The 23219-nt window shown below is 38.2% G+C and carries 19 protein-coding genes and 1 tRNA gene; 10 read left to right on the top strand and 10 right to left on the bottom strand.

Annotated features, from left to right (window positions below; genetic code table 11):
* From FJ218_06560 to FJ218_06535, 6 genes are all read right to left on the bottom strand, one after another.
* A partial coding sequence (locus FJ218_06560) for a fumarate reductase/succinate dehydrogenase flavoprotein subunit (protein MBM4166560.1) occupies positions 1-1812 on the bottom strand: 1812 nt, incomplete at its 3' end.
* Positions 1813-1928: 116 nt separating this feature from the next.
* Positions 1929-2591 carry a succinate dehydrogenase cytochrome b subunit gene (locus FJ218_06555; GenBank protein ID MBM4166559.1) on the bottom strand — a complete coding sequence of 221 codons (663 nt, stop codon included), beginning with the start codon at positions 2589-2591 and terminating at the stop codon, positions 1929-1931.
* A gap of 150 nt (positions 2592-2741) precedes the next feature.
* Entirely contained in the window at positions 2742-4472 is a 1731-nt protein-coding gene (locus FJ218_06550; GenBank protein ID MBM4166558.1) for a hypothetical protein, read from the bottom strand.
* Positions 4473-4577: 105 nt separating this feature from the next.
* Positions 4578-5642, bottom strand: a complete 1065-nt coding sequence (locus FJ218_06545; GenBank protein MBM4166557.1) for a UPF0164 family protein — start codon at positions 5640-5642, stop codon at positions 4578-4580.
* A gap of 11 nt (positions 5643-5653) precedes the next feature.
* Positions 5654-8734, bottom strand: coding sequence for a hypothetical protein (locus FJ218_06540; GenBank protein MBM4166556.1), 3081 nt, complete (start codon positions 8732-8734; stop codon positions 5654-5656).
* Positions 8735-8748: 14 nt separating this feature from the next.
* Positions 8749-11571, bottom strand: a complete 2823-nt coding sequence (locus FJ218_06535; GenBank protein MBM4166555.1) for a TonB-dependent receptor — start codon at positions 11569-11571, stop codon at positions 8749-8751.
* Between the two features lie 199 nt (positions 11572-11770).
* Here FJ218_06535 and FJ218_06530 point away from each other — a divergent pair, with 199 nt between their 5' ends.
* The 6 genes from FJ218_06530 to FJ218_06505 all read left to right on the top strand — a co-directional run bounded on the left by FJ218_06530 (position 11771) and on the right by FJ218_06505 (position 15046).
* Positions 11771-12571, top strand: a complete 801-nt coding sequence (locus FJ218_06530) for an NAD+ synthase (protein MBM4166554.1) — start codon at positions 11771-11773, stop codon at positions 12569-12571.
* A complete protein-coding gene (gene larE, locus FJ218_06525) occupies positions 12568-13407 on the top strand; it encodes an ATP-dependent sacrificial sulfur transferase LarE (GenBank protein ID MBM4166553.1) in 840 nt (279 codons plus the stop codon). Before FJ218_06530 ends, larE begins: the two co-directional genes overlap by 4 nt.
* Positions 13408-14172 (top strand): nickel pincer cofactor biosynthesis protein LarB, encoded by a 765-nt coding sequence (gene larB / locus FJ218_06520; protein MBM4166552.1) that lies wholly within the window; start codon positions 13408-13410, stop codon positions 14170-14172.
* Positions 14099-14440, top strand: coding sequence for a hypothetical protein (locus tag FJ218_06515; protein MBM4166551.1), 342 nt, complete (start codon positions 14099-14101; stop codon positions 14438-14440). The genes larB and FJ218_06515 overlap by 74 nt, the downstream gene beginning before the upstream one ends.
* 78 nt (positions 14441-14518) lie before the next feature.
* On the top strand, positions 14519-14911 hold the full coding sequence (locus FJ218_06510) for a MerR family transcriptional regulator (protein ID MBM4166550.1): 393 nt from the start codon (positions 14519-14521) through the stop codon (positions 14909-14911).
* 58 nt (positions 14912-14969) lie between these two features.
* Positions 14970-15046 (top strand) — tRNA-Pro (locus FJ218_06505).
* A 74-nt stretch (positions 15047-15120) separates the two neighbouring features.
* On the opposite strand, the gene FJ218_06500 is transcribed toward FJ218_06505, so the two are convergent.
* Complete coding sequence (locus FJ218_06500; protein ID MBM4166549.1) at positions 15121-16131, bottom strand: D-alanine--D-alanine ligase; 1011 nt, start codon at positions 16129-16131, stop codon at positions 15121-15123.
* Between the two features lie 122 nt (positions 16132-16253).
* Between FJ218_06500 and FJ218_06495 the strand changes: the two genes are divergently transcribed.
* From FJ218_06495 to FJ218_06480, 4 genes are all read left to right on the top strand, one after another.
* Positions 16254-17603, top strand: coding sequence for a YjgP/YjgQ family permease (locus FJ218_06495; protein ID MBM4166548.1), 1350 nt, complete (start codon positions 16254-16256; stop codon positions 17601-17603).
* On the top strand, positions 17600-18715 hold the full coding sequence (locus FJ218_06490; protein ID MBM4166547.1) for a YjgP/YjgQ family permease: 1116 nt from the start codon (positions 17600-17602) through the stop codon (positions 18713-18715). Before FJ218_06495 ends, FJ218_06490 begins: the two co-directional genes overlap by 4 nt.
* 126 nt (positions 18716-18841) lie before the next feature.
* Positions 18842-19459 carry a dTMP kinase gene (gene tmk, locus FJ218_06485; GenBank protein ID MBM4166546.1) on the top strand — a complete coding sequence of 206 codons (618 nt, stop codon included), beginning with the start codon at positions 18842-18844 and terminating at the stop codon, positions 19457-19459.
* A 36-nt stretch (positions 19460-19495) separates the two neighbouring features.
* Entirely contained in the window at positions 19496-21205 is a 1710-nt protein-coding gene (locus FJ218_06480; GenBank protein ID MBM4166545.1) for a S41 family peptidase, read from the top strand.
* Positions 21206-21248: 43 nt separating this feature from the next.
* On the opposite strand, the gene FJ218_06475 is transcribed toward FJ218_06480, so the two are convergent.
* From FJ218_06475 to FJ218_06465, 3 genes are all read right to left on the bottom strand, one after another.
* A complete protein-coding gene (locus FJ218_06475) occupies positions 21249-21884 on the bottom strand; it encodes a deoxynucleoside kinase (GenBank protein MBM4166544.1) in 636 nt (211 codons plus the stop codon).
* A 116-nt stretch (positions 21885-22000) separates the two neighbouring features.
* Positions 22001-22909: a DMT family transporter gene (locus FJ218_06470; GenBank protein MBM4166543.1), complete on the bottom strand. Its 909-nt coding sequence runs from the start codon at positions 22907-22909 to the stop codon at positions 22001-22003.
* 68 nt (positions 22910-22977) lie between these two features.
* On the bottom strand, positions 22978-23190 hold the full coding sequence (locus FJ218_06465; protein ID MBM4166542.1) for a hypothetical protein: 213 nt from the start codon (positions 23188-23190) through the stop codon (positions 22978-22980).
* Positions 23191-23219: the final 29 nt, after the last annotated feature.

Here is a 23219-nt window from a genome sequence, read left to right as displayed (position 1 = left end):
GTACGAGAAATTTTCATCGTCGCGTTTTGCTTCGCCTTCTTCGGTTTGATATTCTTCACGAAAATGTCCGCCGCAACTTTCTTCACGATGTAATGCGTCGCGAGCCATCAATTCTCCGAGTTCGAGAAAATCTGCAACACGCTGCGCTTTTTCGAGTTCGACATTCATATCCAAATCTATTCCCGTAACTTTTACGTTTGACCAAAATTCTTCACGCAGTTTTGGAAGAAGTTGCAACGCTTTCGTCAGTCCATCTCTGTTGCGTCCCATTCCGACATAATCCCACATTACTTTACCGAGTTCTCGGTGAAATTCGTCCACAGATTTTTTTCCGTTTACCGACATCAATTTTTTTATTGTCGTTTGAATAGATGAAGTTACTTCTTTAAATTCATTTGCATCTGTTCCAACTTTCTTGAATTTCGTTGTTGCAAGATAATCTCCAATCGTGTACGGAATAATGAAATAGCCATCGGCAAGACCTTGCATCAATGCGCTTGCACCAAGACGATTTGCGCCGTGGTCAGAAAAATTCGCTTCACCGAGAACATACAAACCGGGAATCGTGCTCATCAAATTGTAATCAACCCAAAGTCCTCCCATCGTATAATGCACCGCGGGATAAATACGCATCGGATTTTCGTACGGATTTTCGCTCGTGATTTCATGATACATATCGAATAAGTTGCCGTACTTTTCTTCAATTACATTTTTTCCTAATCGCTTGATTGCATCGGAGAAATCGAGATATACTGCAAGTCCTGTTGTGCCAACTCCACGACCTTCATCGCACACCATTTTTGCATTGCGAGAAGCAACATCGCGCGGAACAAGATTCCCAAACGAAGGATAGCGGCGCTCCAAATAATAATCGCGTTCGCTTTCGGGAATTTGACCCGGAGCGCGTTTATCACCTTTGTTTTTAGGAACCCACACACGACCATCGTTACGCAAACTTTCGCTCATCAACGTCAACTTCGATTGATAATCTCCACTTACGGGAATACACGTTGGATGAATTTGTGTGTAACAAGAATTACTGAAATAAGCGCCACGTTTATGCGCTCGCCAAATCGCTGTTGCGTTACTTGCTTTTGCATTCGTCGAAAGGAAGAATACATTTCCATATCCGCCGGTTGCGAGAATAACTGCATCTGCCGCATACGATTCGAGTTGTCCGTTCACCAAATTTCGAGCAACGATTCCACGCGCCATTCCATCAATCATCACGAGGTCAAGCATTTCTCTACGTTCAAAAAATTTTACACCGCCGGTTTCAATTTGACGACACAACGCAGAATACGCTCCAAGTAAAAGTTGTTGTCCCGTTTGTCCGCGTGCATAAAATGTTCTCGAAACTTGCGCACCGCCAAACGAACGATTATCGAGATAGCCCGCATAATCACGCGCGAACGGAACACCTTGCGCAACGCATTGGTCAATAATGCTTCCGCTCACTTCGGCAAGGCGATACACATTTGCTTCACGCGCACGATAATCGCCGCCTTTCACTGTATCGTAAAACAAACGCCAAACACTGTCGCCATCGTTCGGATAATTTTTCGGCGCATTGATTCCACCTTGCGCGGCAATACTATGAGCGCGACGCGGAGATTCGTGATAGGAAAATGCGAGAACGTTGTAACCGAGTTCTGCAAGCGATGCGGCTGCGGATGAACCGGCTAATCCCGTACCGACAACGATAACTGTGTACTTGCGTTTGTTAGCGGGATTGACAAGTTTGGAATTAAATTTATGCGATGACCATTTATTTTGAATCGGTCCGTCGGGAATTTTAGAGTTGAGTGACATAGAAAATTTTTATTTTGTATAGAACACGGATTACACTGATTTTACTGATGTTCACTGATTTTTTTATCCGTTTAAATCCGTTGCATCCGTGTCATCCGTGTCATCCGTGTTCTATTTTATTTATGAAACCACAAAAAATAAATCGGCATTGATGCAAATCCAAGCGGAACGACAAGCCAAAAGAAAACTGCAATTGCATCAAGAAGTTTGATATAACTTTTTGTTCGTAAGCCAAGCGTTTGAAATGCCGATTGAAACCCGTGACGCAAATGAAAACCAAGAAATGCAAGAGCAATGACGTAAAAAATTGAATACAACGGTGAAGCGAATTCATCAGCAACAATTTTATATGGAGATGCTGGTTCTGAATTTAATCGCGTTGGAATAAAAAAGGAATTTAAATGCACCACGAGAAAAAGAAACACAATGCTACCAGTTACCATCGTAATGCGAGAGGCAAGCAATGTATTTTCTGGCGCTCTCCTCATTTTGTATTTGTGTGAACGTGTTGCTCTATTTCTGAACCACAACAACACACCAAGAAATGCGTGGAGAAATAAACACACAAACAACCCGATTTCAATAACTCGCATTACAATGAAGAGATAAACATTGTGCGCGAGAAATTCCGAATACGTGTCATACACTTCCTTTCCCCAGAAGAGTAAGAAGTTTCCCAACAAGTGTTCTATAAGGAATAGGCACAGAAAGATTCCTGTAAGACTCATCAGCACTTTTTTGCCGACAGAAGATTCGTAAAAATTAGAAAGTTGAACCATTGTTTGCAATTAAATTGAGTTAAAAAATTCTGTGGTAAAAGTAGGAAAAGAAGAGAGAAATTTCAAAGAGAGTGACTAAGGATTCGAGAGGTCGAGAATTCAAGTGTTTCCTTCTTCACTTAAAACTTGAAATCTTGAACCCTCTACACTTTACTTCACATTGAAATATTTCGCTTGCGAATGATGAACAATAATTGCCGATGTAGATTGTTCGGGAACAAGTTGAAATTCTTCCGTGAGTTCGACGTCAATTCGTTCAGGTTGCAGCAACTCAAATAATTTTGTTTGGTCTTCCAAATTCGGGCAAGCGGGATAACCAAAACTATATCGCGCGCCTTGATAACCTTGACTGAATAATTTTTTTATCTCTTTTGCATCGCTGTTTTCTATACCAAGTTCTTCGCGCATTTTTTTGTGCCATAATTCCGCTAGCGCTTCTGCACATTCCACACTCAAGCCGTGAAAGTATAAATAATCTTTGTAATTGTTTAATTCAAAAAGTTGCTGCGAATATTCAGAAGCGCGTTTTCCCATCGTTACAAGCATCATTCCAATCATATCAATTTTTCCGCTCTCTTTTGATGCGAAGAAATCGGATATACATAAATATCTATCGGATGATTGCCGTGGAAATGAGAAGTTTATAGTTTCAAGTTGCGAGTTACGAGTTACGAGTTTGTTATCCCGAGCGAAGTCGAGGGATAGGTTCTTATATACAATCAAATCATTTCCGTCCGATTGACATTGAAAATATCCATACACAACTTTCGGCTCAAGCAACTTTTCACTTTTCACTTTTAACTTTAAACTTTCGTATTCAGGATAAATTTTTTCATTGAGAAGTTTTTGATATTCATCGTTGCTCATTTTCCCTTTTCGCACTTGCCATTGTCCGCGAGTGAGCGCAACTTCATTTACATACTGAAAAACTTCATCGAGAGAAATATTTTCAACTACTTTACTTCCGAAAAATGGTGGAATTGGAATTGAGTTTACAGTTTCGAGTTTATAGTTACGAGTTGCTTGCAGTTGTTTTAATACATTTTCGGAAAGAAAAATTTTCGCTTCTTGTCCCGTGAGTTTAACTTCTTCATCTTCGACTGTAGTATCAGAAATATTTTCTTCTAACAATTTTCCGCTTACAACTTTCTCCATAAAATGTAAACCATCGAAAGCATCATTCGCGTACGAAATATGACCGCGATACACCGAACGCAAATCGCTTTCCACATATCTGCGAGTCAATGCCGCGCCTCCGAGCACAACGGGAATTGTGATTTCGCGTTCGTTCATCACTTCCAAATTTTCTTTCATTATCACGGTGGATTTCACAAGCAAGCCGCTCATTCCGACTGCATCTGCTTTATGTTCTTCTACTGCGTGGAGCATTGTTTCCACAGGACATTTGATTCCGAGATTGATAACTTTGTAACCATTGTTGGAAAGAATAATATCAACGAGATTTTTTCCAATGTCGTGAACATCGCCTTTTACCGTTGCAATCACCATCGTTCCTTTGGACGTCGAATCGCTTTTCTCCATAAACTGCTCGAGATGCTTTACTGCCGTTTTCATCACTTCTGCAGATTGAAGAACGAACGGCAGTTGCATTTGTCCGCTTCCGAATAATTCACCGACAACTTTCATTCCATCGAGCAAAATAGTATTGATAATGTCGAGCGCAGAATATTTTTTCAGCGCTTCATTCAAATCATTTTCCAAACCGATTTTCTCCCCGTCAATAATTCTGTTCTTTAAAACTTCTTCAACAGTTTCAAATTTTTTCTTCTCGACTTTCGTTTCGCTTTTCTTATCGGCATAGTACGCCATCAATTCTGTGAGCGGGTCGTATATAACTTTTCGAGGATAAAGTTCAGACATTATATTTAAAATTGTGCGTTGAATATACAAATGAGAGAATGAAAAAATTTAAAATAAAAAAGTCATCTCGTTGCAGCGAGATGACTATTACAGAACAAGCATTTATTAAAACGAGAAACCAACTGTTATTCTTTGCGACGATTGCAGAATATTTAAATCCGAATATGAATAATCAATTTTTGCAACTATTTTCGTTTCAGGAATTTCCCAGTGAAAACCTACACCAGCGCTCATTCCTGCTTTTTGAACATATTTTTCGTCGAGTTTATTATCCATAATTTTGTCAAAGAAAAAACCATTTGCACCAAAACGTAAAAACACTGTTTCGCGAAAACTATATTCAGCACCAAGAAAAGGAACCGGCATAAAATCACGTTCATCTTGGTAATCAAGATTTAGCACTAATGTATTATTGTCGTTTCGCAATGCATCAATTGCAATACCAAAATGAAACGTCATCGGCAATAACCATTCTTGCGTTTCTGTATTTGCGACAACATCGTTCGGGTTTGACCCGGCAATGGGAAACGGGTCAATCGTTATTCGCGTATCACGTCCTTGCAACCTCATTTTTGTTCCGAAATTCGTAAGCGCAGCACCAAGTTTTATTCCTTGAAATTCCGTGTTGTACTGCATTCCCGCATCTATCGCAAACGCACTTGCATTCGATTGCGAGATTACCTCCGAAACATATTTCGGTTGAATGCCAAAAGAAATCTGATCGGTAAGTTTTTTTGCATACGCAATTCCCACAGCAATATCATACGCTGAAAACGTTCCTCCTGTTCCGTCGGTTTCTTCCCACGTCGTTACTTTCATCTCACCCATTGAAAGATGCGAAACACTAATACCAATCGTTCCGATATCTTTAAGGGGAAATCCGGCAGCAAGAAACGAATGATTTATATCGGCAATCCAATCGTTGTGTGAAAACATAATCTCATTTTGTTGAAAGTGCGAAATTCCTGCAACGTTCCAATACAACGCAGAAGGGTCATCAACTACTGCAACAAATGCTCCGCTAAGTGCAGTGCCTCGTCCTCCAACACCGATTTTCAAGAAATTTGCTGCGGATGTTCCTGCATTATCAAACTGAGAAAACATTGTTGATGAAAAAATTATTGTAAAAAGAAACAAAAAAGATTTTTGCGATACATATTTTGTGAACATAGTTTTTCTCCTTACTTAATCAATGCAAATTTACCGATGTATTCACCAAAATCGGATTGAACGTGAAAAATATACACACCAAAGGCAACTTCTTGACCGTTGTACGTCGTTAAATCCCACGAATCAATCGGCGTTCCGTTTGTGTGCTCGATGATACGCATCAAATCACCGGCAACGTTGAAAATACGAATCGTGCATTTTTCTTTTGGAAGTTTGTGAAATTGAATGAGTCGTTCAATACCAAATTTGAGTTTTTCATACGGTGAACTGACGATGTACGGATTTGGAACGACGGTGATATCTTCCAAACTTTTTTTCGACATCTTCGCCGAAGTTGATTGTTGCGTTGTAAATTCATAGACGTCGGTATTTCCAATCGGATGATTGGTATTGACTTGCACTGTTACATTAATTCCAGCAGGCAAAGTTGAATTTGTGTCAAATACCAATTTGTAATTGTAATCTACTGGTTTAGCGCGAAGTCCTTTTTGCGCGAATGAACCAAAACTGAAATTCCACGTTGCAGTATTAGCCGTTGCCGTGGATGTTGCAGTATCGTGATAATTACGATTGACAATGTATATTCCTTCTGTTTTGAAATCCAATGTTGTACTATCTGCACGAGTATGATTACTCGTATCCACATCAATGACAGCAACAACTTGCATATTGGTTGTTACATTCCAAATCTGTAATGGCGCTTTGAAATAATATTTTTGATTTGTTTTTAATGCAACAAGTGAACTATCACCAAAACGGATTTCATAATCATCAGCAAGTCCGGAATATCCATCCGATAAACGTAACCACGATTGGATTGATAATATTGATGTTCCCGGTGGAAGTATACGAGTTTCTTTTACCGCAAAACCAATATCTTCAATAAGTAACGAAATGCCATCAAATTTTGGATTGTTATCAAGTTCTTGCGCATACGAAGTAAGCGAAATATTTTGAAGATACGTTGGTACAAATGCGACAGAATCGAGAATTGTTCCTGTATAAAAATATTTTGCTGTATCTTGCATACGTACAAAGTTGTTATTGCTCACATCCTTGACAGAATATTTTTTAACTCCTCCTGTTGTATCAAAGGTAATTGAGTATGTATGCCCCGTAACTTTGCTATAATCGAGAACCGAAAGAGGAAAATTTTCTATGGTACATCGTCCGGAAATTTTTGTTGGTTTATTTTTTATTTTCCCAATTGAAAAACCAGATGGTTGCGCAAACGGAGTAACTGCAACCGTATTATCTCCTGCTTTGTACGGGTCACTCTTGATTGAATTTTCCAATGGAGGAATAACTCCATCGTCATGGTCGTATGCAACAACAGCGTACCAATATTCATACCCGTTATTGACGTCGTTATCTACAAACGAATGCACTAATCCGACATCGTCTCCAAGTAAAAAATACCTTCCAAGCGGATGTGTGCTTTCTCCTGTAGTTCCATTTATTAAATCGTATTGCTTTATCGGACGCCAGTATTTAAATGCTCCATTGACATCACGAATCGCTTCTCCCCAATTTATTCCTTGGTCAGTACTTTTAAATATTTTGTATCCTTCAAATGCATTTGTTTGAGTAAGTCTATCATTAATATGGTCAATTCTTCCGTCACTTCTACGATACACACCTTTTTCCGAACGGTCATCCCAATACAATGTAATTTTCTTATCACTTGGAACAGCAGTAACGAAAGGCTCCGGCGGTGATTCCGCAGATTCATAATTTGCGTTATACAAAAGTTGACAAAGCATTGCGCTACTAAACAAATCCGCTTTGTTACTACCGTGAATGGTTGAATAAGCAAAGTTTAAAGATTGCCCAGGAGCGAGTGTGAACGGACCGCTTGCAACGGCGTATGTTACATCTGGTCCGTATGAATTTGGTGTTTGCGTGTTATCGCCTGAATGTGGAGTTACATTTGTTGGCATCATAATTCCGGAGGCAAGTTGGTCATATTCTCCATCTTCAGTTTGCGGCGCGTTTGAATATTCGAAAACTTGAAACGTTGTAACTCCATTCGGAAGCCCTGTAGTTTGATTATTCGGTGTTTCAAGAAATTTCAATCCAACCCATCCGACATTTTTAGAAAGAAATCCTTCTGCTTTATCATCACCGTCCCAAAGATAAGTAAAGTTTCCAAGTAAAGAATCTTGTGAAGGAGAATATCCGGGAACGTTGTCGCCAACTTTTATCAATGCGGCATAATCATCCGTCCATTCACTTGCTCCTTGTTCGGGACAATCGGGGTCATCGTGAATTCCTACATAGACGTTAAAAAGCGTATCTGTGCCGATGTTTCGAACGATTTGTTTGTAAATAATAAAATTTCGATTGAGAATGTCATCATATTGCAATGCCCACATATCTACGCGAATATCCATCGGATATGGTTTGTTTGCGTACTGAGGATCAGGGTCATTGTCGGTTACAACAAAATACGCTTCACGCGGTGCTTTTACAGCCCCATTGACAATTCCTGGAAACGATGGTGAAGGAAATTTGCCCGACGAATCCTTCGGCATTTCGTATGGACCCGAAGGCCAAACATCCGGCCACGAATCAGGAATATCGCTGAATGCTATTCCAATATTATTCGTTTCATCTTCTACGTCCGCATCGTAACCGTGAAGCGGTTGATATTCTTCTTCGCTATATCGTGCAGCACCTCGTGTTCCACTCGCAACAAATTTTCTTGAAATTAATCCTGTGTTGGGATCGCGTTTCATTGCTCCAATCAATGGCGCCATTGTCCAACGATACGTTATTCCACTACGAGCGGGAAATTCATAACACAATCCCCAACGGTCATATCCAAGCGTTGCGGCATTTGAAATTCGTGCCCAAACGTTTCCGAGATTCAGCACTGAACGTTTCCTATCGGCGTATGAGGAAACAGCATTTGCTGAATTATTTTTATACAACGGAATAAGCCCTCGTTGCGGAGCGAGAACAGTATTGAAATATTCTTCTTTTGTCATTGGTATTCTTTTTTGCGCATTGCTCATTTGAACGGCGATGCACAGAACAAGAAGAATAAAGATAAATCTATTGGTATTTGTAAATTGAAATAAAAGTGTCATAAAAAATTCTCCCGTTAAAATTCTAATTCTAATCCGAGTAAAATATGGCGCATAGGTCCATAGAAAGATGGATTGTGCATACTTTCCGGTGAAGCCGCAGGATTGGTATTGTAATTCGGCTCACCAGTTGTATCAAAGACGTTTAAAACATTTTTTCTGTCGAAAATATTTTTCACGTCAAGATATAAGGTAATTTTTACTGGTGAAATATCGAGCGCACGATATATGCGCATATCAAATGTGCTTGTCCACGGTTGTCTTCCGCTGTTTATATCACCGATTGGTTTTCCGCGTGGCTCACGAGGAGAATATGGTAATCCGCTTCCTATATCTCCTATGATGCTTCCTCCATAATTTTCATAATCCATTCTTAAATTCAACGTTAATGTATGCGGCTGGTCCCAAGCAAGCACAACAGTTTTTTTCGGAGGCACAAAACCGTACACCGATGCGTTCCAAACTTCGTTTGAATGTGTTGACCACTGGTCTGCATTTCCTTCGGCACGTGAATAGGTATAGTTAATTGTAAAAGCATAATGATGAGCAAATCGCTTTTCTAACGAAAATTCTATTCCGCGGGAATTGGCGTAATCAAGATTTGCTATGCGCGTATGGTTATCGGGAGTAAAAATCGGCTGCGTGGAAATGTAATCGTACGTGTCCTTGTAAAACATACGCACGGCGGCTACCATATTTTCATTGATAATATATTCTCCGCCTAATTCGTACGCTTGCGTAGTTTCAGGTTTCAATCGGGGGTTTCCAATCGCACCTAACGATTGACCGATTCCTAAATAAAGAAACGTTGGATTTTGTTCACGAAATCTTCGATAGAGAAAATTGAAATCTGGGTATTGATAAAAATGCCCGTATGAAAAATGTATTTTCGCTTGAGTTGTGATGGGAAATGAAAAACCAAAACGTGGAGAAAATTTATATCGCGCAGGAACCGTTTCGCTTCGTTTTTGCAGTATGAATAAACTATCCACATGGCTACGAGGATCTCGTGTGAGAAAATCGTACACATCGGGAGCTTGTACGTCTAAATAGTCAAAACGAATTCCAACATTAAATATCATACTTTTATATTCAAACTTATCCTGTATGTACGCAGCAAGTTGTAACGGGTCAAATGAATAATCAACTAAATCATAATGTCTTCGCTCGAATGAAAGCGTATCGTCGAGATGATTCCAGTTCGCATTGACACCATTTATCCAATAATCACTAATGATATGTTTCTTGTATTCAATCCCGAATTTTATGTTGTTTTGTCCATCGAGTTGGCTTGTAAAATTAGCTGAAGCAGTTAACGTTCGTGTACGTGCGTCGCGGTATGAATCATCATACGAATTTACTTTCACCGATACTTTAATTTTCGATAAATTTCTTCCTCCCGCTATGAATTGTTCTACCAGATTATTTGTAATCACCGTACCTTCATCAAAAACAATAGTATCTCCCAAACCATTGACTATCATTACGGAATCAGCAAGTTTTAAATTTTTATATCCTTGTCGTTGCGCTTCTGTTAAATACAAAAATGCATTGTAAGGCCCCCAAAACTGGTAATTACCTGTCGAATCAAAGCTCACATTACTTAACACGGGGGCAAATATTTTTCTATGGTCGCCGCTTAATTGTTCATCAAAAACATAATACTGTTCTTTGTAATCGAAATACGACATTCGGATTTCATAAAACGAACTTTGCGATAACGTATGCGTGAACGTAAGATTATTCAACAAACTTTTATTTCGTTCAAATCCCTGATATTGTGGATATTCCTTAAATGTTTGGTCGTAATCTTTATGCTTTCTGTCGAAATAAATAGTACCAATTTGTACTTTTGTTTCATTTGTTGGTTTTAAAGAAAGTTTTATTTGAGCACGGTCTTTATTATCAAACAAACCGAACTCAAATTCGTTCTGGATAATTCTTCCCGAAGGAGAAAAATATTCCGGTCCTGTGGTTTTGTTTAAATACGTGTTCGAACGTTCTCTATCTGCGCTGAAGAAAAACGATGCGTCGCTGATAATGGGTCCGCTGACTGCAAACTCCATAATATTTGTTCCTAAATTATTTTTTTTCCCGCCAAATCTATCGGAACTGAATCGCGTTTTTCCCCAGAATTTATCTCCACCATCCTGCGTTACTACATTTATCACTCCAGATTGCGCTTGTCCGTATTCTGCATTAAATGTTCCACTCATAACAGTAAGCGAAGAAACTCCTAAACGCGGAACATCGCTTCCCAATCCGCTGAACAAAATATTATCCGCGCGTACACCATCAACAAGATACGACAACTCTCTGCTTCGACCTCCGCGCAAATGGATTCCTTCGCCATTGCCGTTTTTTGATTCGACAAATCCAGTACTTAACACCATCGCTTCAGAAAACGACGTAACGGGAAGCGCTTGCAATTGTTCCGCTTCTACAATCGAAACCGATGCTGTTACGTCTTGCTGAATGAGAGGACGTTCTGCAGTTATGACAACTTCTTTTACTTCCACTGCTTCGGAAACTAAAGAAAAATTTATTTCCGTTGTTAAATCTGCGGATACGTGAACATCTTGAACTGTCAGCGCATTGTAACCGATAGATGACGAGCGCAATTTATATTCGCCAACAGGAACATTAAGAATGTAGTATTCTCCTTCGATATTGGTTGCCGCACCCATTTTTGTTCCAAGGATGAGTATCGAAACTCCGGCAATCGGTTGTTTGCTTTCGTTGTCTATTACTTTTCCGCGAATTTTTCCCGTAATTCCTGCAAGCGTTACAATAGCGAATAAACAATGAAATGCTATAAATAGAAGGCACGCACGTATCATAAAATATTTCCTACAATGTTAGTAAAAAAATTACCATTTCCCCAATGGAGGGTGAAATAAAAAGACGGCGAAAAGTTACATTTCTTTTTTAAAAAATGCAAATGCTCATTGAAAAATTTTTCTTCTCGCATTGCCCAACGAATACATAATACTTACATTGCAGTTAAAACATTTATCCTTATTTTTTTCTGCATTTTTTATGAACAAACGACTCCCGATAAAAAATCTTACTCTCAATTACTCACGAGTTGAACAAACACTCACTACTTTCATTCGAAATGAAATAACAAAAGCGAAATGTACAAATGCAGTGTTTGGACTTTCCGGTGGAATTGATTCTGCCGTAACTGCATTTCTTACAACGAAATCAATAGGAAAAGAAAACGTTTGTGCGTTATTAATGCCATACGAAACAAGCAACAAACAACACATTGACGACGCTACGAACATTGCTCACAAGTTAAACATTCCCTATCAACTTTTAGATATTTCTCCTATGGTCAATGAGTTTATTGCACTTGAACCCAAAATGAATGTTGTACGCAAAGGAAATATCATGGCGCGATGCAGAATGATTGCACTTTACGACACATCCGCAAAACATAATGCGTTAGTAATTGGAACAAGCAATAAAACAGAAATATTACTTGGATACGGAACAATTTACGGCGATAGTGCTTGCGGAATAAATCCTCTCGGAGATTTATACAAAACCCAAATTTGGGAACTCGCAAAACATCTCGGCGTTCCACAAAAGATTATCAATAAAGTTCCTACTGCCGATTTGTGGCAAGGACAAACTGACGAAGGAGAACTTGGTTTTATGTATCACAGCGTAGATTTATTACTCTATTATTTGATAGACAAAAAGAAAACGTTACGTGAATTGATGCAACTAGGTTTTACATCTTCATTTATTCACACAGTAAAAGAGAAAATCTTGAGAAACAAATTCAAATCAAGAATGCCACGTATTAAAAAAATTTCGCACCTCCAATGAAGACACTTATTCTTGAGCAAAAATTGTTGCAACTTCAAACATTCATCGCACAATACGATTCAGCAATTGTTGCGTATTCCGGAGGAGTGGATAGTTCTTTTTTACTAAAAACTGCGCGCGATATACTCGGTAAAGAAAATGTTCTTGCTGCCACAGGAGATTCTCCATCCTTTCCGAGAAAAGAAAAACTCTTTGCCATCGAGCAAGCAGAGCAATTTGACGTCAATCATATCATTATTCAAACGGAGGAATTACAAAACGAGCATTATTTTTCAAACCCATCCAATCGCTGTTATTTTTGCAAAACGGAATTGTTCACAAAACTTTCTCAACTTCAGATGCGAATGAATTTCAATGTAATTTTTGACGGAACAAACTTTGACGACCGCTTTGAATTTCGTCCCGGAAGCGTTTCAGCAAAAGAACATAATATAGTATCGCCTCTTGCGTTTTGTAAGTTTTCAAAAGAGGAAATACGATTTGCATCTCATCATCTTCACTTACTATCCTCCGAAAAACCTGCATCGCCGTGTCTTGCTTCGCGCATTCCATACGGAAATAAAGTAACAATTGAAAAACTTTCGCAAATAGAATATGCGGAAAATATTATGCACGAACTTGGATTCAATGTATGCCGCGTACGCCATCACGATAGCGTTGCTCGTATTGAAGTTCCTACAGATGTGATTCATTTGCTTACGGAAACGGAAATCCGTGCAAAACTCGTTCAAAAATTCCGACAACTTGGATTTCACTTTATCACGCTTGATTTAAACGGATTTACTTCTGGAAATTTAAATACGGTTCTTTCAGCTGACCAACAAATCACGAATTAGATGCAAGAAGCAACGCTCCGTCAACTTCTCCAACGATTTCGAAAAGGAAAACTTTCAGAACATCAATTTCTTCAGCGGTTAAAAACACTCCCGTTTGAAGATTTAGAAATCGCAAATATTGATTATCATCGCGCACTGCGAAAAGGATTCCCCGAAATTATTTACGGCGAAGGAAAATCAGCAAACGATGTGAAACTCATCGTGAGCAAAATGCTCAAAAAAAAATTGCCCGTCGTCATTACGCGCGTTACTTCCGAGCATATCGCAGTACTAAAAAAATTTTCTCCCGTTCAGCACTTTGAGAAAGCACGAATTAGTACTATCAATTATTCTGAACCGCACAAGAGAAAAGGAAAAATCATTGTCGTATCTGCAGGAACATCCGATATATCGGTTGCAGAAGAAGCCGCTGTAACAGCAGAATTATTGGGAAGTAATGTTGAACGATTATACGATGTTGGCGTTGCAGGAATTCATCGCTTGCTTCAGCGAGTGAATATTTTTCATAATGCACACTGCGTTATTTGTGTAGCCGGAATGGAAGGTGCGCTTCCTTCGGTCGTTGGTGGAATTGTTTCTTGTCCCGTAATCGCAGTACCAACAAGTATCGGTTATGGCGCTTCTTTTCAAGGAATTGCCGCGTTGCTTGCAATGCTTAATTCGTGCTCCGTTGGAATTTCTGTTGTGAATATTGATAACGGATTTGGCGCCGGATATCAAGCGCATATCATCAACTTCCAATCAACTGTTGTATCCGATGATTGATTTGCTAGTTTTTTATCTGCACACGGTTGCAATTGTGTACGCATTTAGTAAAGGATGGCAAGAAGAAGGATTGGTGGAAGGAGTTCTTTCTGTTGGATTTATTGTCATAATTTTTTCAACCGGATGGGCAATTTCTTCGCTGGTTTTTTCCTTTCTCATTTCGCAAGAAGGTATTGCTGTATGGTTAAATCGCGACACCATTGCGCTTCTTGTATTAACAATTGTGGAAATCGTTTTTTACTCATATTATGTGCGCAACGAGGATTAAGACACGCGAATCATTTTTTTTCATCTGTGTATTTTCATATCATTAACGGCTTTTTTTATAGAGTAATGTAGATTATGTATGAAACAGAATAACATAAAACGATTATATTATTCTATCACCGAAGTAAGCAAAATTACGGGTATTGAACCATATACTCTTCGGTATTGGCAAGACGTCTTTGAACAACTGCACCCGTCAAAAAACCGTGGGGGAAAACGTGCATACACGAATTATGACATTAAAATCATACTACAAATCAAAGAACTTACCCGCAATCAACGATTCACATTAGAAGGCGCGAAAAATATTTTGCGACAGTGGTCAGATGAAAATAAACTTGATACACAACTAAATACCATTTCATTTGAAACGAACGTAACGGAAGAATTATACAAAACAAATGAAAAATTGAAAGCAGATTTGCGAGAGGTGAAGTTTTTTTTAGAAGAATTATTGGTGAAGTTATCGTAATAATATTACAAATGAAGAAAGAAGAAAAACGCATTTGCGCAAAGGAATTATTTGAATTCGGAACGTAGCGCAGCCCGGTAGCGCACTTGCTTGGGGTGCAAGGGGTCGCGGGTTCAAATCCCGCCGTTCCGACAAAAAGCGAATCGAGGTACGATTCGCTTTTTACTATTCTAACATATTTTATTCATCTAACTCGCCTGTCTTAGAATTCAACCATTTGTTAATGTTAATTCAACAATTCTCTGACACAATTGAGGAAACTCAATGCCAGCAACTTTTGCTGCTTTCGGAACTAAACTTGTTGATGTCATTCCGGGAATGGTATTCACTTCCAAACAATAGAATTCGCCATTTGGCTTCAAACGAAAATCCGTGCGCGCGAACCCTCTGCAACCAAGAACGTTAAACGCTTTCCATCCTTCACTTAAAATTGTATTATATAATTTTTCAGGTAATTCTGCAGGACAAATGTATTCCGTTTCTCCTTTCGTGTATTTGCGCGTGTAATCGTAGAAACCGCCTTTCGGTTTTATTTCGATAACAGGCAACGCTTCATTTCCAAGTATCGGAACAGTTAATTCTCTTCCTTCAATAAATTCTTCTATCAAAACCTTTTTTGAATATTGAAACGCATGTTCGATAGCTGAAAATATATTTTCACTTTTTTCTACAATAGACATTCCAATTGTCGAGCCCCCATCATTCGGTTTTACAACACACGGAAAAGTTTTCCATATCTCCAATACGCTATTGTTCAATTGCATCTTTTCAACAACAATCCACTTCGGTGTAGGAATTCCGTATCTTTCAAATACCATTTTCGTCATCGCTTTATTCATTGCAAGTGCGCTTGCAAGTATTCCTGAACCTGTGTACGGAATTCCGCGCAATTCCAACAGTGATTGAATTACACCATCTTCACCGTATGTTCCGTGCAGAAGAAGAAATACGATTTCAACAGTGTCGAGTAATGACGATTGAACACATTCAAAATAATTTCGTGGAGAAAAATTTGAAAGTTCAGAAAGTGATGGAGAAATTTCCGCTATATGCTGCGGAAGCGATTCGAGTAAATTTTTCGGTAGTTTCGTTCCCAATGCAGGGTCAAATACACTTACGTTGTGACCAATTTCTTGCAATGCGATTGCTACGCTTCTTCCGGATGCGAGCGAAACGTTTCTTTCAGGAGAGATTCCGCCAAGAAAAACAGCAATATTCATCGATTATTGAAAATTTATTGTAGAAATATTTTAGTAAAAATTTACAACCTCTTTCTTTTATATACAACAAACATAAAAATATTATTGCAACTTTTCTTTAGTATATTTTCCTTGCAATCTACATGATACTCTTTCGAATTATACTTCGCGCACATCTTGGTCCGTTCCTCTTCTCGTTTTTTACGCTGATGTTCGTTTTTCTATTGCAGTTCATTATGCGTTTCATTGACCAACTCGTTGGAAAAGGACTTGGAGGTTGGGTAATTGTCGAACTCATCACAATGAATCTTGCATGGATGGTGGTGCTTGCAGTTCCGATGTCTGTACTTGTTGCAACATTGATGGCGTATGGAAATCTTTCTTCTGCAAATGAAATTACTGCAATGAAATCGAGCGGCGCAAGCGTTACACAATTGATGCTTCCGTCCGTTATAGTAGCAACGTTCCTTGCGGCATTTCTCGTGTATTTCAACAATGAAATACTTCCAGATGCCAATCATCGAGCAAAATCGTTGATTATTGATATTCGAAGAAAAAAGCCAACGCTCACAATTCAAAGCGGGGTATTCTGCAAAGATATTTCCGGCTACAGTATTCTTGCAGGAAAAACTTTTGAAAAAACAAACGAACTTCTCGATGTAAAAATTTATGATTACAACAATCCCGAATCTGAAATTATTCTTACAGCAAAAAAAGGGAACGTTTCATTTTCTCCTGATTATCAAAATTTGATAATGGATTTAACCGATGGTGAAATTCACGAATTGAGTACAACGGATGTTCAAACATATCGGAGAATAAAATTTCAACATCACCGAATTGCAATCTTTGTTGAAGGATTGATGTTTGAACGTTCTGCAGAAGGTACGTTCGAGCGCAGCGACAGAGAACTCAATGCGAAAGATATGAAGCAAATAGTTGATTCGCTGGAACATATCAATGCTGAAATTCGCACTTCAACGCAAATGAAAATTCGCGCACATTTTAGTAAGTTGCTTTCGGAAAATTTTGAATCCAATCAGCAAAAAAAAGCGAATAATGAGTTTGTTCCGTTTGTGCAAAATTCATACAACACGCATTTTTTTTTCTCAACAATTTCCAACGACATTTCTCAAATCGAATATTATCAAAATCAGATTGATGAATTTCTTGTTGAAATACATAAGAAATACTCAATTCCGTTTGCATGTATTGTCTTTGCTCTTGTTGGTGCGCCGTTGGGAATGATGGTTCGCCGCGGCGGATTTGGAATAGCCGCAACGTTAAGTTTAGGTTTCTTTTTGCTCTATTGGTCGTTTCTTGTTAGTGGGGAAAAATTTGCTGACCGCAACATCATTTCTCCGTTTGTGGGAATGTGGTCAGCAAACATACTTTTAACTGTACTCAGTTTCTTTCTTATCAGAAAAAGTCAGCAACACACGCTATTCTCATTGAAAAAAATATTTACTAAACAGCATTTCGTTTCGAGATAATCTATTTATTGCTACGTTACGTTCCTTTGAAACTTCTTGTTCGATACATCCTTCGTAATTTTTTAGCAACTGCACTATTTGCATTAATTGCATTCATTTTCATTTTCATCATAGTAGATATGATGGAAAATCTTGATGATTTTCTCGATGCAAATGTTGAAATAGAAATAATCGCGCTTTATTATGTTGCGTTTATGCCGGAAATAATAAAATTGATGATCCCGGTTGCATTGTTGTTTTCCAGTATGTTCACCACTGGAAAATTCAACACATACTCAGAATTAACTGCAATGAAAGCGAGCGGCGTAAGTTTGTATAAATTTCTGATTCCGATTGTGGCAACATCGTTCGTTATCAGTGTGCTATCTATATATTTTAACGGATGGATTGTTCCGAAAGCAAATGAAAAAAAACTTTCCATCGAGCGTCAGTATCTTTCAAAAAATCTGTACGACGAAACTTCAACGAATGTATTTTTCCAAATTGGAAAAAACAGAATTTGTTCGATTCGTAATTTTGAAGAAGGTTCCTATATCGCTTCAAGAGTGAGTATTCAAGATTATTGGGTGATTGATAAAACCGTGCTTGTGAAACGATACGATGCAAAAACTATGGTTTGGAACGATACGACAAAAATTTGGACGATGTACGATGGAATAGTTCGTACAATGAAAGGACGAAATCAAACCGTAAATTCCTTTGCAAAGAAAGAGATGAAAAATTTATTATTTGTTCCTGAAGACATTCGCAAACAGCAACGCAAACCCGATGAGATGAATTATCCGGAACTTCAGGAATTTATCAATAACCAAGAATTCCTTGGAAACGATGTTTCGCGATGGCGAGTAGATTTTTACGGAAAAATTGCGTTCCCGTTTGCAGGTGTTATTGTCGTATTATTTGGTATTCCGTTTTCTTCGATGAAGAGAAAAAGCGGATTAGGAGTAGAGTTTGGCATTGCCGTTGCTGTATGTTTTGTCTATATGGTTTTTCTCAAAGTAAGTCAAGTATTCGGATACAACGGAGATTTGAATCCATTGCTTACTGCTTGGATTGCAAATATTATTTTTTTGATGCTCGCAATCATCAACGTAGCGCGTGTACCAAAGTGATGTTCGAGTATTACATATATGCATCGTTACATATAAATTTTACGAATTAAATTTACTTCGTTCTTTTTTTGCTGAGAAAAACTAAATCTATATTTTCACCTAAGCAACTGTACCATACAACAAATAATGTTTTTATCTTTTGAAGGACTTGACGGATGTGGAAAAACCACACAAGTGGAATTGCTCGCACGACGTCTCACGAATATCGGACATAAAGTTCTTGTCCTTCGTGAACCAGGCGGAACAACAATTTCTGAAGACATCCGCGAAATTTTATTGAACAAAAAGAATTCATCAATGTTTTCTGCAACAGAAATGCTGTTGTTCTCCGCTGCGCGCGCGCAACTTGTTCACGAAGTAATTCTTCCATCTCTCAAAAGAAATTGTGTTGTCATTTGCGATAGATACGTAGATTCAACAACCGCGTATCAGGGATTTGGTCGTGGAATTTCACAGGATACTATTCGCGCAATAAACAACATCGCAACACAAAGACTTTTTCCAATGAAAACTTTTTTTATAGACATTCCTGTAGAAGAAGCACTGCGCCGTCGCAATAATTCACGTATAACGACAGACAGAATGGAAGAAGCGGAAACAATTTTTTTTCAACATATTTTTGACGGATTTCATTTTATAGCACAGCAAGAACCGCAACGTCTCGTCACTATTGACGGAATGAACTCCATTGACATTGTTCATCAGCAAATCTGGAATTTAGTAACGCAACAATTTGCTCAATAAATACTCGACGAATTTTTTAAACACAACATTAATTTTATGAAAAAATATTTCACATACAATACTCTGCTGTTTATTATTTCATTTGCAGTAATATCTTCGTTTTCTTTTGCCGCGAAAGAAAACGACAACAAATTTCTTTTTAAAATCAATAAAAGCATAGACATCTTCGGAAAAGTCTATCAGGAAATTGCTTCAAATTATGTTGAAGGAATAGATCCTGAACGCTTAATGCAAGCAGGAATTGATGGAATGTTGGACGTTCTTGATCCGTACACAGAATTTTATGATGCGGATGAAACTGATGAAGTTGATTTACTAACAACAGGAACATATGGCGGAGTTGGTATCACGATTGGAGTTCGCGACGGTTATATTACAATTTTATCGTTAATGGAAGGATATTCTGCGCAACGGCAGGGTTTAATTCCAGGTGACCGACTCATTGAAATTGACGGAAAAAATATTGTCGGATGGAAAGTTGAAGATGTGAGAAAATTGACACGAGGAGATCCTTTCACAGAAGTTAAAGTAAAAATTGAACGCGACGGAGAAAAAGAATCGCTGGAGTTTTCATTGATGCGTGAAAAAATACAACTGAAAAGCATCACGTTTGCCGATTTTGTCGAGCCGCAAATTGCATACATTCGGCTTGAACGATTTACGCGACAAACAGGAGAAGATTTGCAGGACAAAATTCGGGAATTAAAAAAACGAGGAGAAATTTCAGGAATTATACTTGACTTACGCGAAAATCCCGGCGGTTTGTTAGATGCCGCAGTAAATGTTACTGAAACATTTCTTCCCAAAAATTCTTTAGTCGTTTCTACGAAAGGTAAAATTCCTTCCTCTGCGTTTATGCGCGAATATATTTCTCAGAAAGATCCGCTACTTTCCTCTACTCCGCTGGTCGTCGTGATGAATAAAAATTCTGCAAGTGCATCTGAAATTGTTGCTGGCGCAATCCAAGATTATGATCGTGGAGTCCTGGTAGGAACGCGAACGTATGGAAAAGGACTCGTGCAGAATATTGTTCCATTGCCGTACAATACACAACTAAAATTAACTACTGCAAAGTACTATACTCCGAGCGGAAGATGTATTCAAGAAATTGATTATAGTAAAGAAGAAAAAGGAGGAGTGTATGTAGCAACTCCTGAGAGTTTGCGAAAAGATTTTTATACAACGCATAACAGAAAAGTTAAAGACCTCGGCGGTGTTTCTCCCGATACCGTCGTAGAGTTTCCTGAATCATCATCGTTGTACAAAGCATTGATGCAAAAATCCTTTCTATTTAAATATGCAAATGCGTTTTATTCAGCGAACAAAATCATGCCGCTCGAATTTCCCAATGATAGCGCAATGCTTTCTGAATTCAAAAAATTTGTAACTGAAAAACAATTTTCGTTTGAAGAGGAAACCGAAACAACGTTGAAAGAACTCATAGAACTTGCAAATAAATCAGGTATGAGTGCAACGTTGCTTTCGCAACTTGAAGAAACTCAAAAACAATTGGCGTTGGAAAAAGATTCTTCATTTGAACGAAGCAGAATCGAAATTCTTCGCACGCTTCGCATGGAAATTATGAGTCGTTATCGTGGAGAAAAAGGTAGAATTGAAGAATCACTGAAAGATGATAATCAAATTGCCGCAGCGAAAGAGATTTTAAGAAACAAAGAGCTATATTCCCATTTTCTTTTTCCGCAAACTGAATTGCATCAAGTTCATAAAGAAAATAAAAAAGAGTAGCGAAGAAACCAAAACTGAAAATGGTGATTGAAACAAATACATTTCATTGATACCCAATCTCAAACAACTTGCTTTGAATCAACATTAAGACGCGATTGAAATCTCCTTTTTCGTGAACGAAATCAACTTCATCAGAGGGAATAACAAGAAGGTTTCCTAACTTGTAATTTCCAATCCAATCGCGATATAAACAGGAAAGTTGCTCCAAATATTCACGCGGAATAGATTGTTCATAATCTCTTCCGCGTTTTTTTATTTGCGAACACAACGTATCAATCGTAGCATCGAGATAAATAAGTAAATCGGGAGGCTTCAAATATTGTAGCATAATGGAATAGAGTTCGCAGTAATTTGTGAAATCTCGAGTGTCCATCTTCCCTATCGAGTGCAAATTCTTTGCAAAGATTTCCGCGTCTTCATAAATGGAGCGGTCTTGAATAACAGAATTTTTTAAATCAACAATTGTTTTATGGTCGCGGAAACGCTTCGAAAGAAAATACACTTGTAAGTTGAACGACCAGCGATGCATATCTCCATAGAAATCACTCAAATACGGATTATCCTCCACTGATTCGTAAAATGATTTCCACTTATAGTGCGAACTCAATAATTTTGTCAACGAAGATTTTCCCGAACCAATATTGCCGGCCACAGCGACGAAAATTTTGTTTTGTTTCATAATTTAAAATTAAAAAAATCTGTACTATTTTTTGAAAGTAATTAGTCATCTGTAATTGGTTATTCATTTTCCTCGCATTACGAATGACAAATGACTACTTACCAATAACGTTTTATTTACTTCGCAACTCCATTCTTCTTTTCTCTTCTTGCTAACCACACTCCTGCAATTGTTGCAGTTGCTCCGACAAATTGAATTGTTTCTAATTTTTCTCCAAGCGTAATGTAAGAAAAAACTAATGCAAGTACCGGAACAAGATTATTGTAGTTTCCTGTTTTCGCCGGACCAATTCGTTTCACTCCAATAGACCAGAAATAATTTGCGAACCCTATTGAAATAACACCGGAAATCACCATTGCAAAATAATACGTCCAATGTAGAGAAGTAAAATCAAATGAAGTAAACGATGGAATTGAGACAGCGGTGAGAAATGGCGTTCCGACAACAAGCATAATCAGTGTTAACTGACTTGCAGAATATTTTGCAAGAAGATTTTTTTGCAAATTCGTATTCAACGCCCAACACATCGCGGCGAGAAACATTAAAACATCACCTATCAATGCATCACTTCCGAATTCTATTTTCTTGCTGCTTCCAAGAATTATCAAAACAACACCGAGTAAAGAGATAGCCATTCCGAACCATAGTTGCTTGTGTATTTTTTCTTTATGAATAAGTTGATTGAAAACAACTGTCCACAACGGAGCAGTTGCAAGTAGTAAAGCTGCATTTCCCGCAGTAGTTTTCCGGATTCCCATGATGAATACAAGTTGGTACATCACATACGCAACAAATCCAACAAGAAATAATTTTCCCCAATCTTCATGTTGGACTTTCTTCCACTCGTAGCGCGAAAAATAAATAAATATTGCCGTGATGGTTCCGCAAATAAAACGCAAACTGTTGTAAGCATAAATATCAAACTTCTCGACGGTCCATTTCACCAGTGGCATATTCGCTGCCCAAATGATAACGACAAGAAGTAAAATAAAATCTGCGGAAATGTTGCGGAAGGATTTTTGCATTGTGTCATTCCCACGAAAGTGGTAATCTATTTTCAATTTTGTTATTCCCGCTTACGCGGGAATAACAATTACCGGGTTACTCTTTTCATTTTTTCTCGAAACTCTTCCGCTTCACGTTTGCCCAGACCGAATTGTAACAACTCATCATCAGAAAAATCTTTTTTATTGAGAAGAGTTTTCAACACATTCATTTCGAGGCGAGAAAATTTTTCTGATTTCAAAATGTAATCCTCAAATGCTTCAAAAGCGATCGGTGCAATGCATTTTGTAATTTCAGCCATTGCTTCTGAATACACTCGGATTTCGTATT

Source organism: Ignavibacteria bacterium (assembly GCA_016873775.1).
Taxonomy (GTDB): Bacteria; Bacteroidota; Ignavibacteria; order UBA10030; family F1-140-MAGs086; genus JAGXRH01.
The sequence above is the reverse complement of the archived record's forward strand: the minus strand, read 5'-3'. Positions and strand labels throughout refer to the sequence as shown.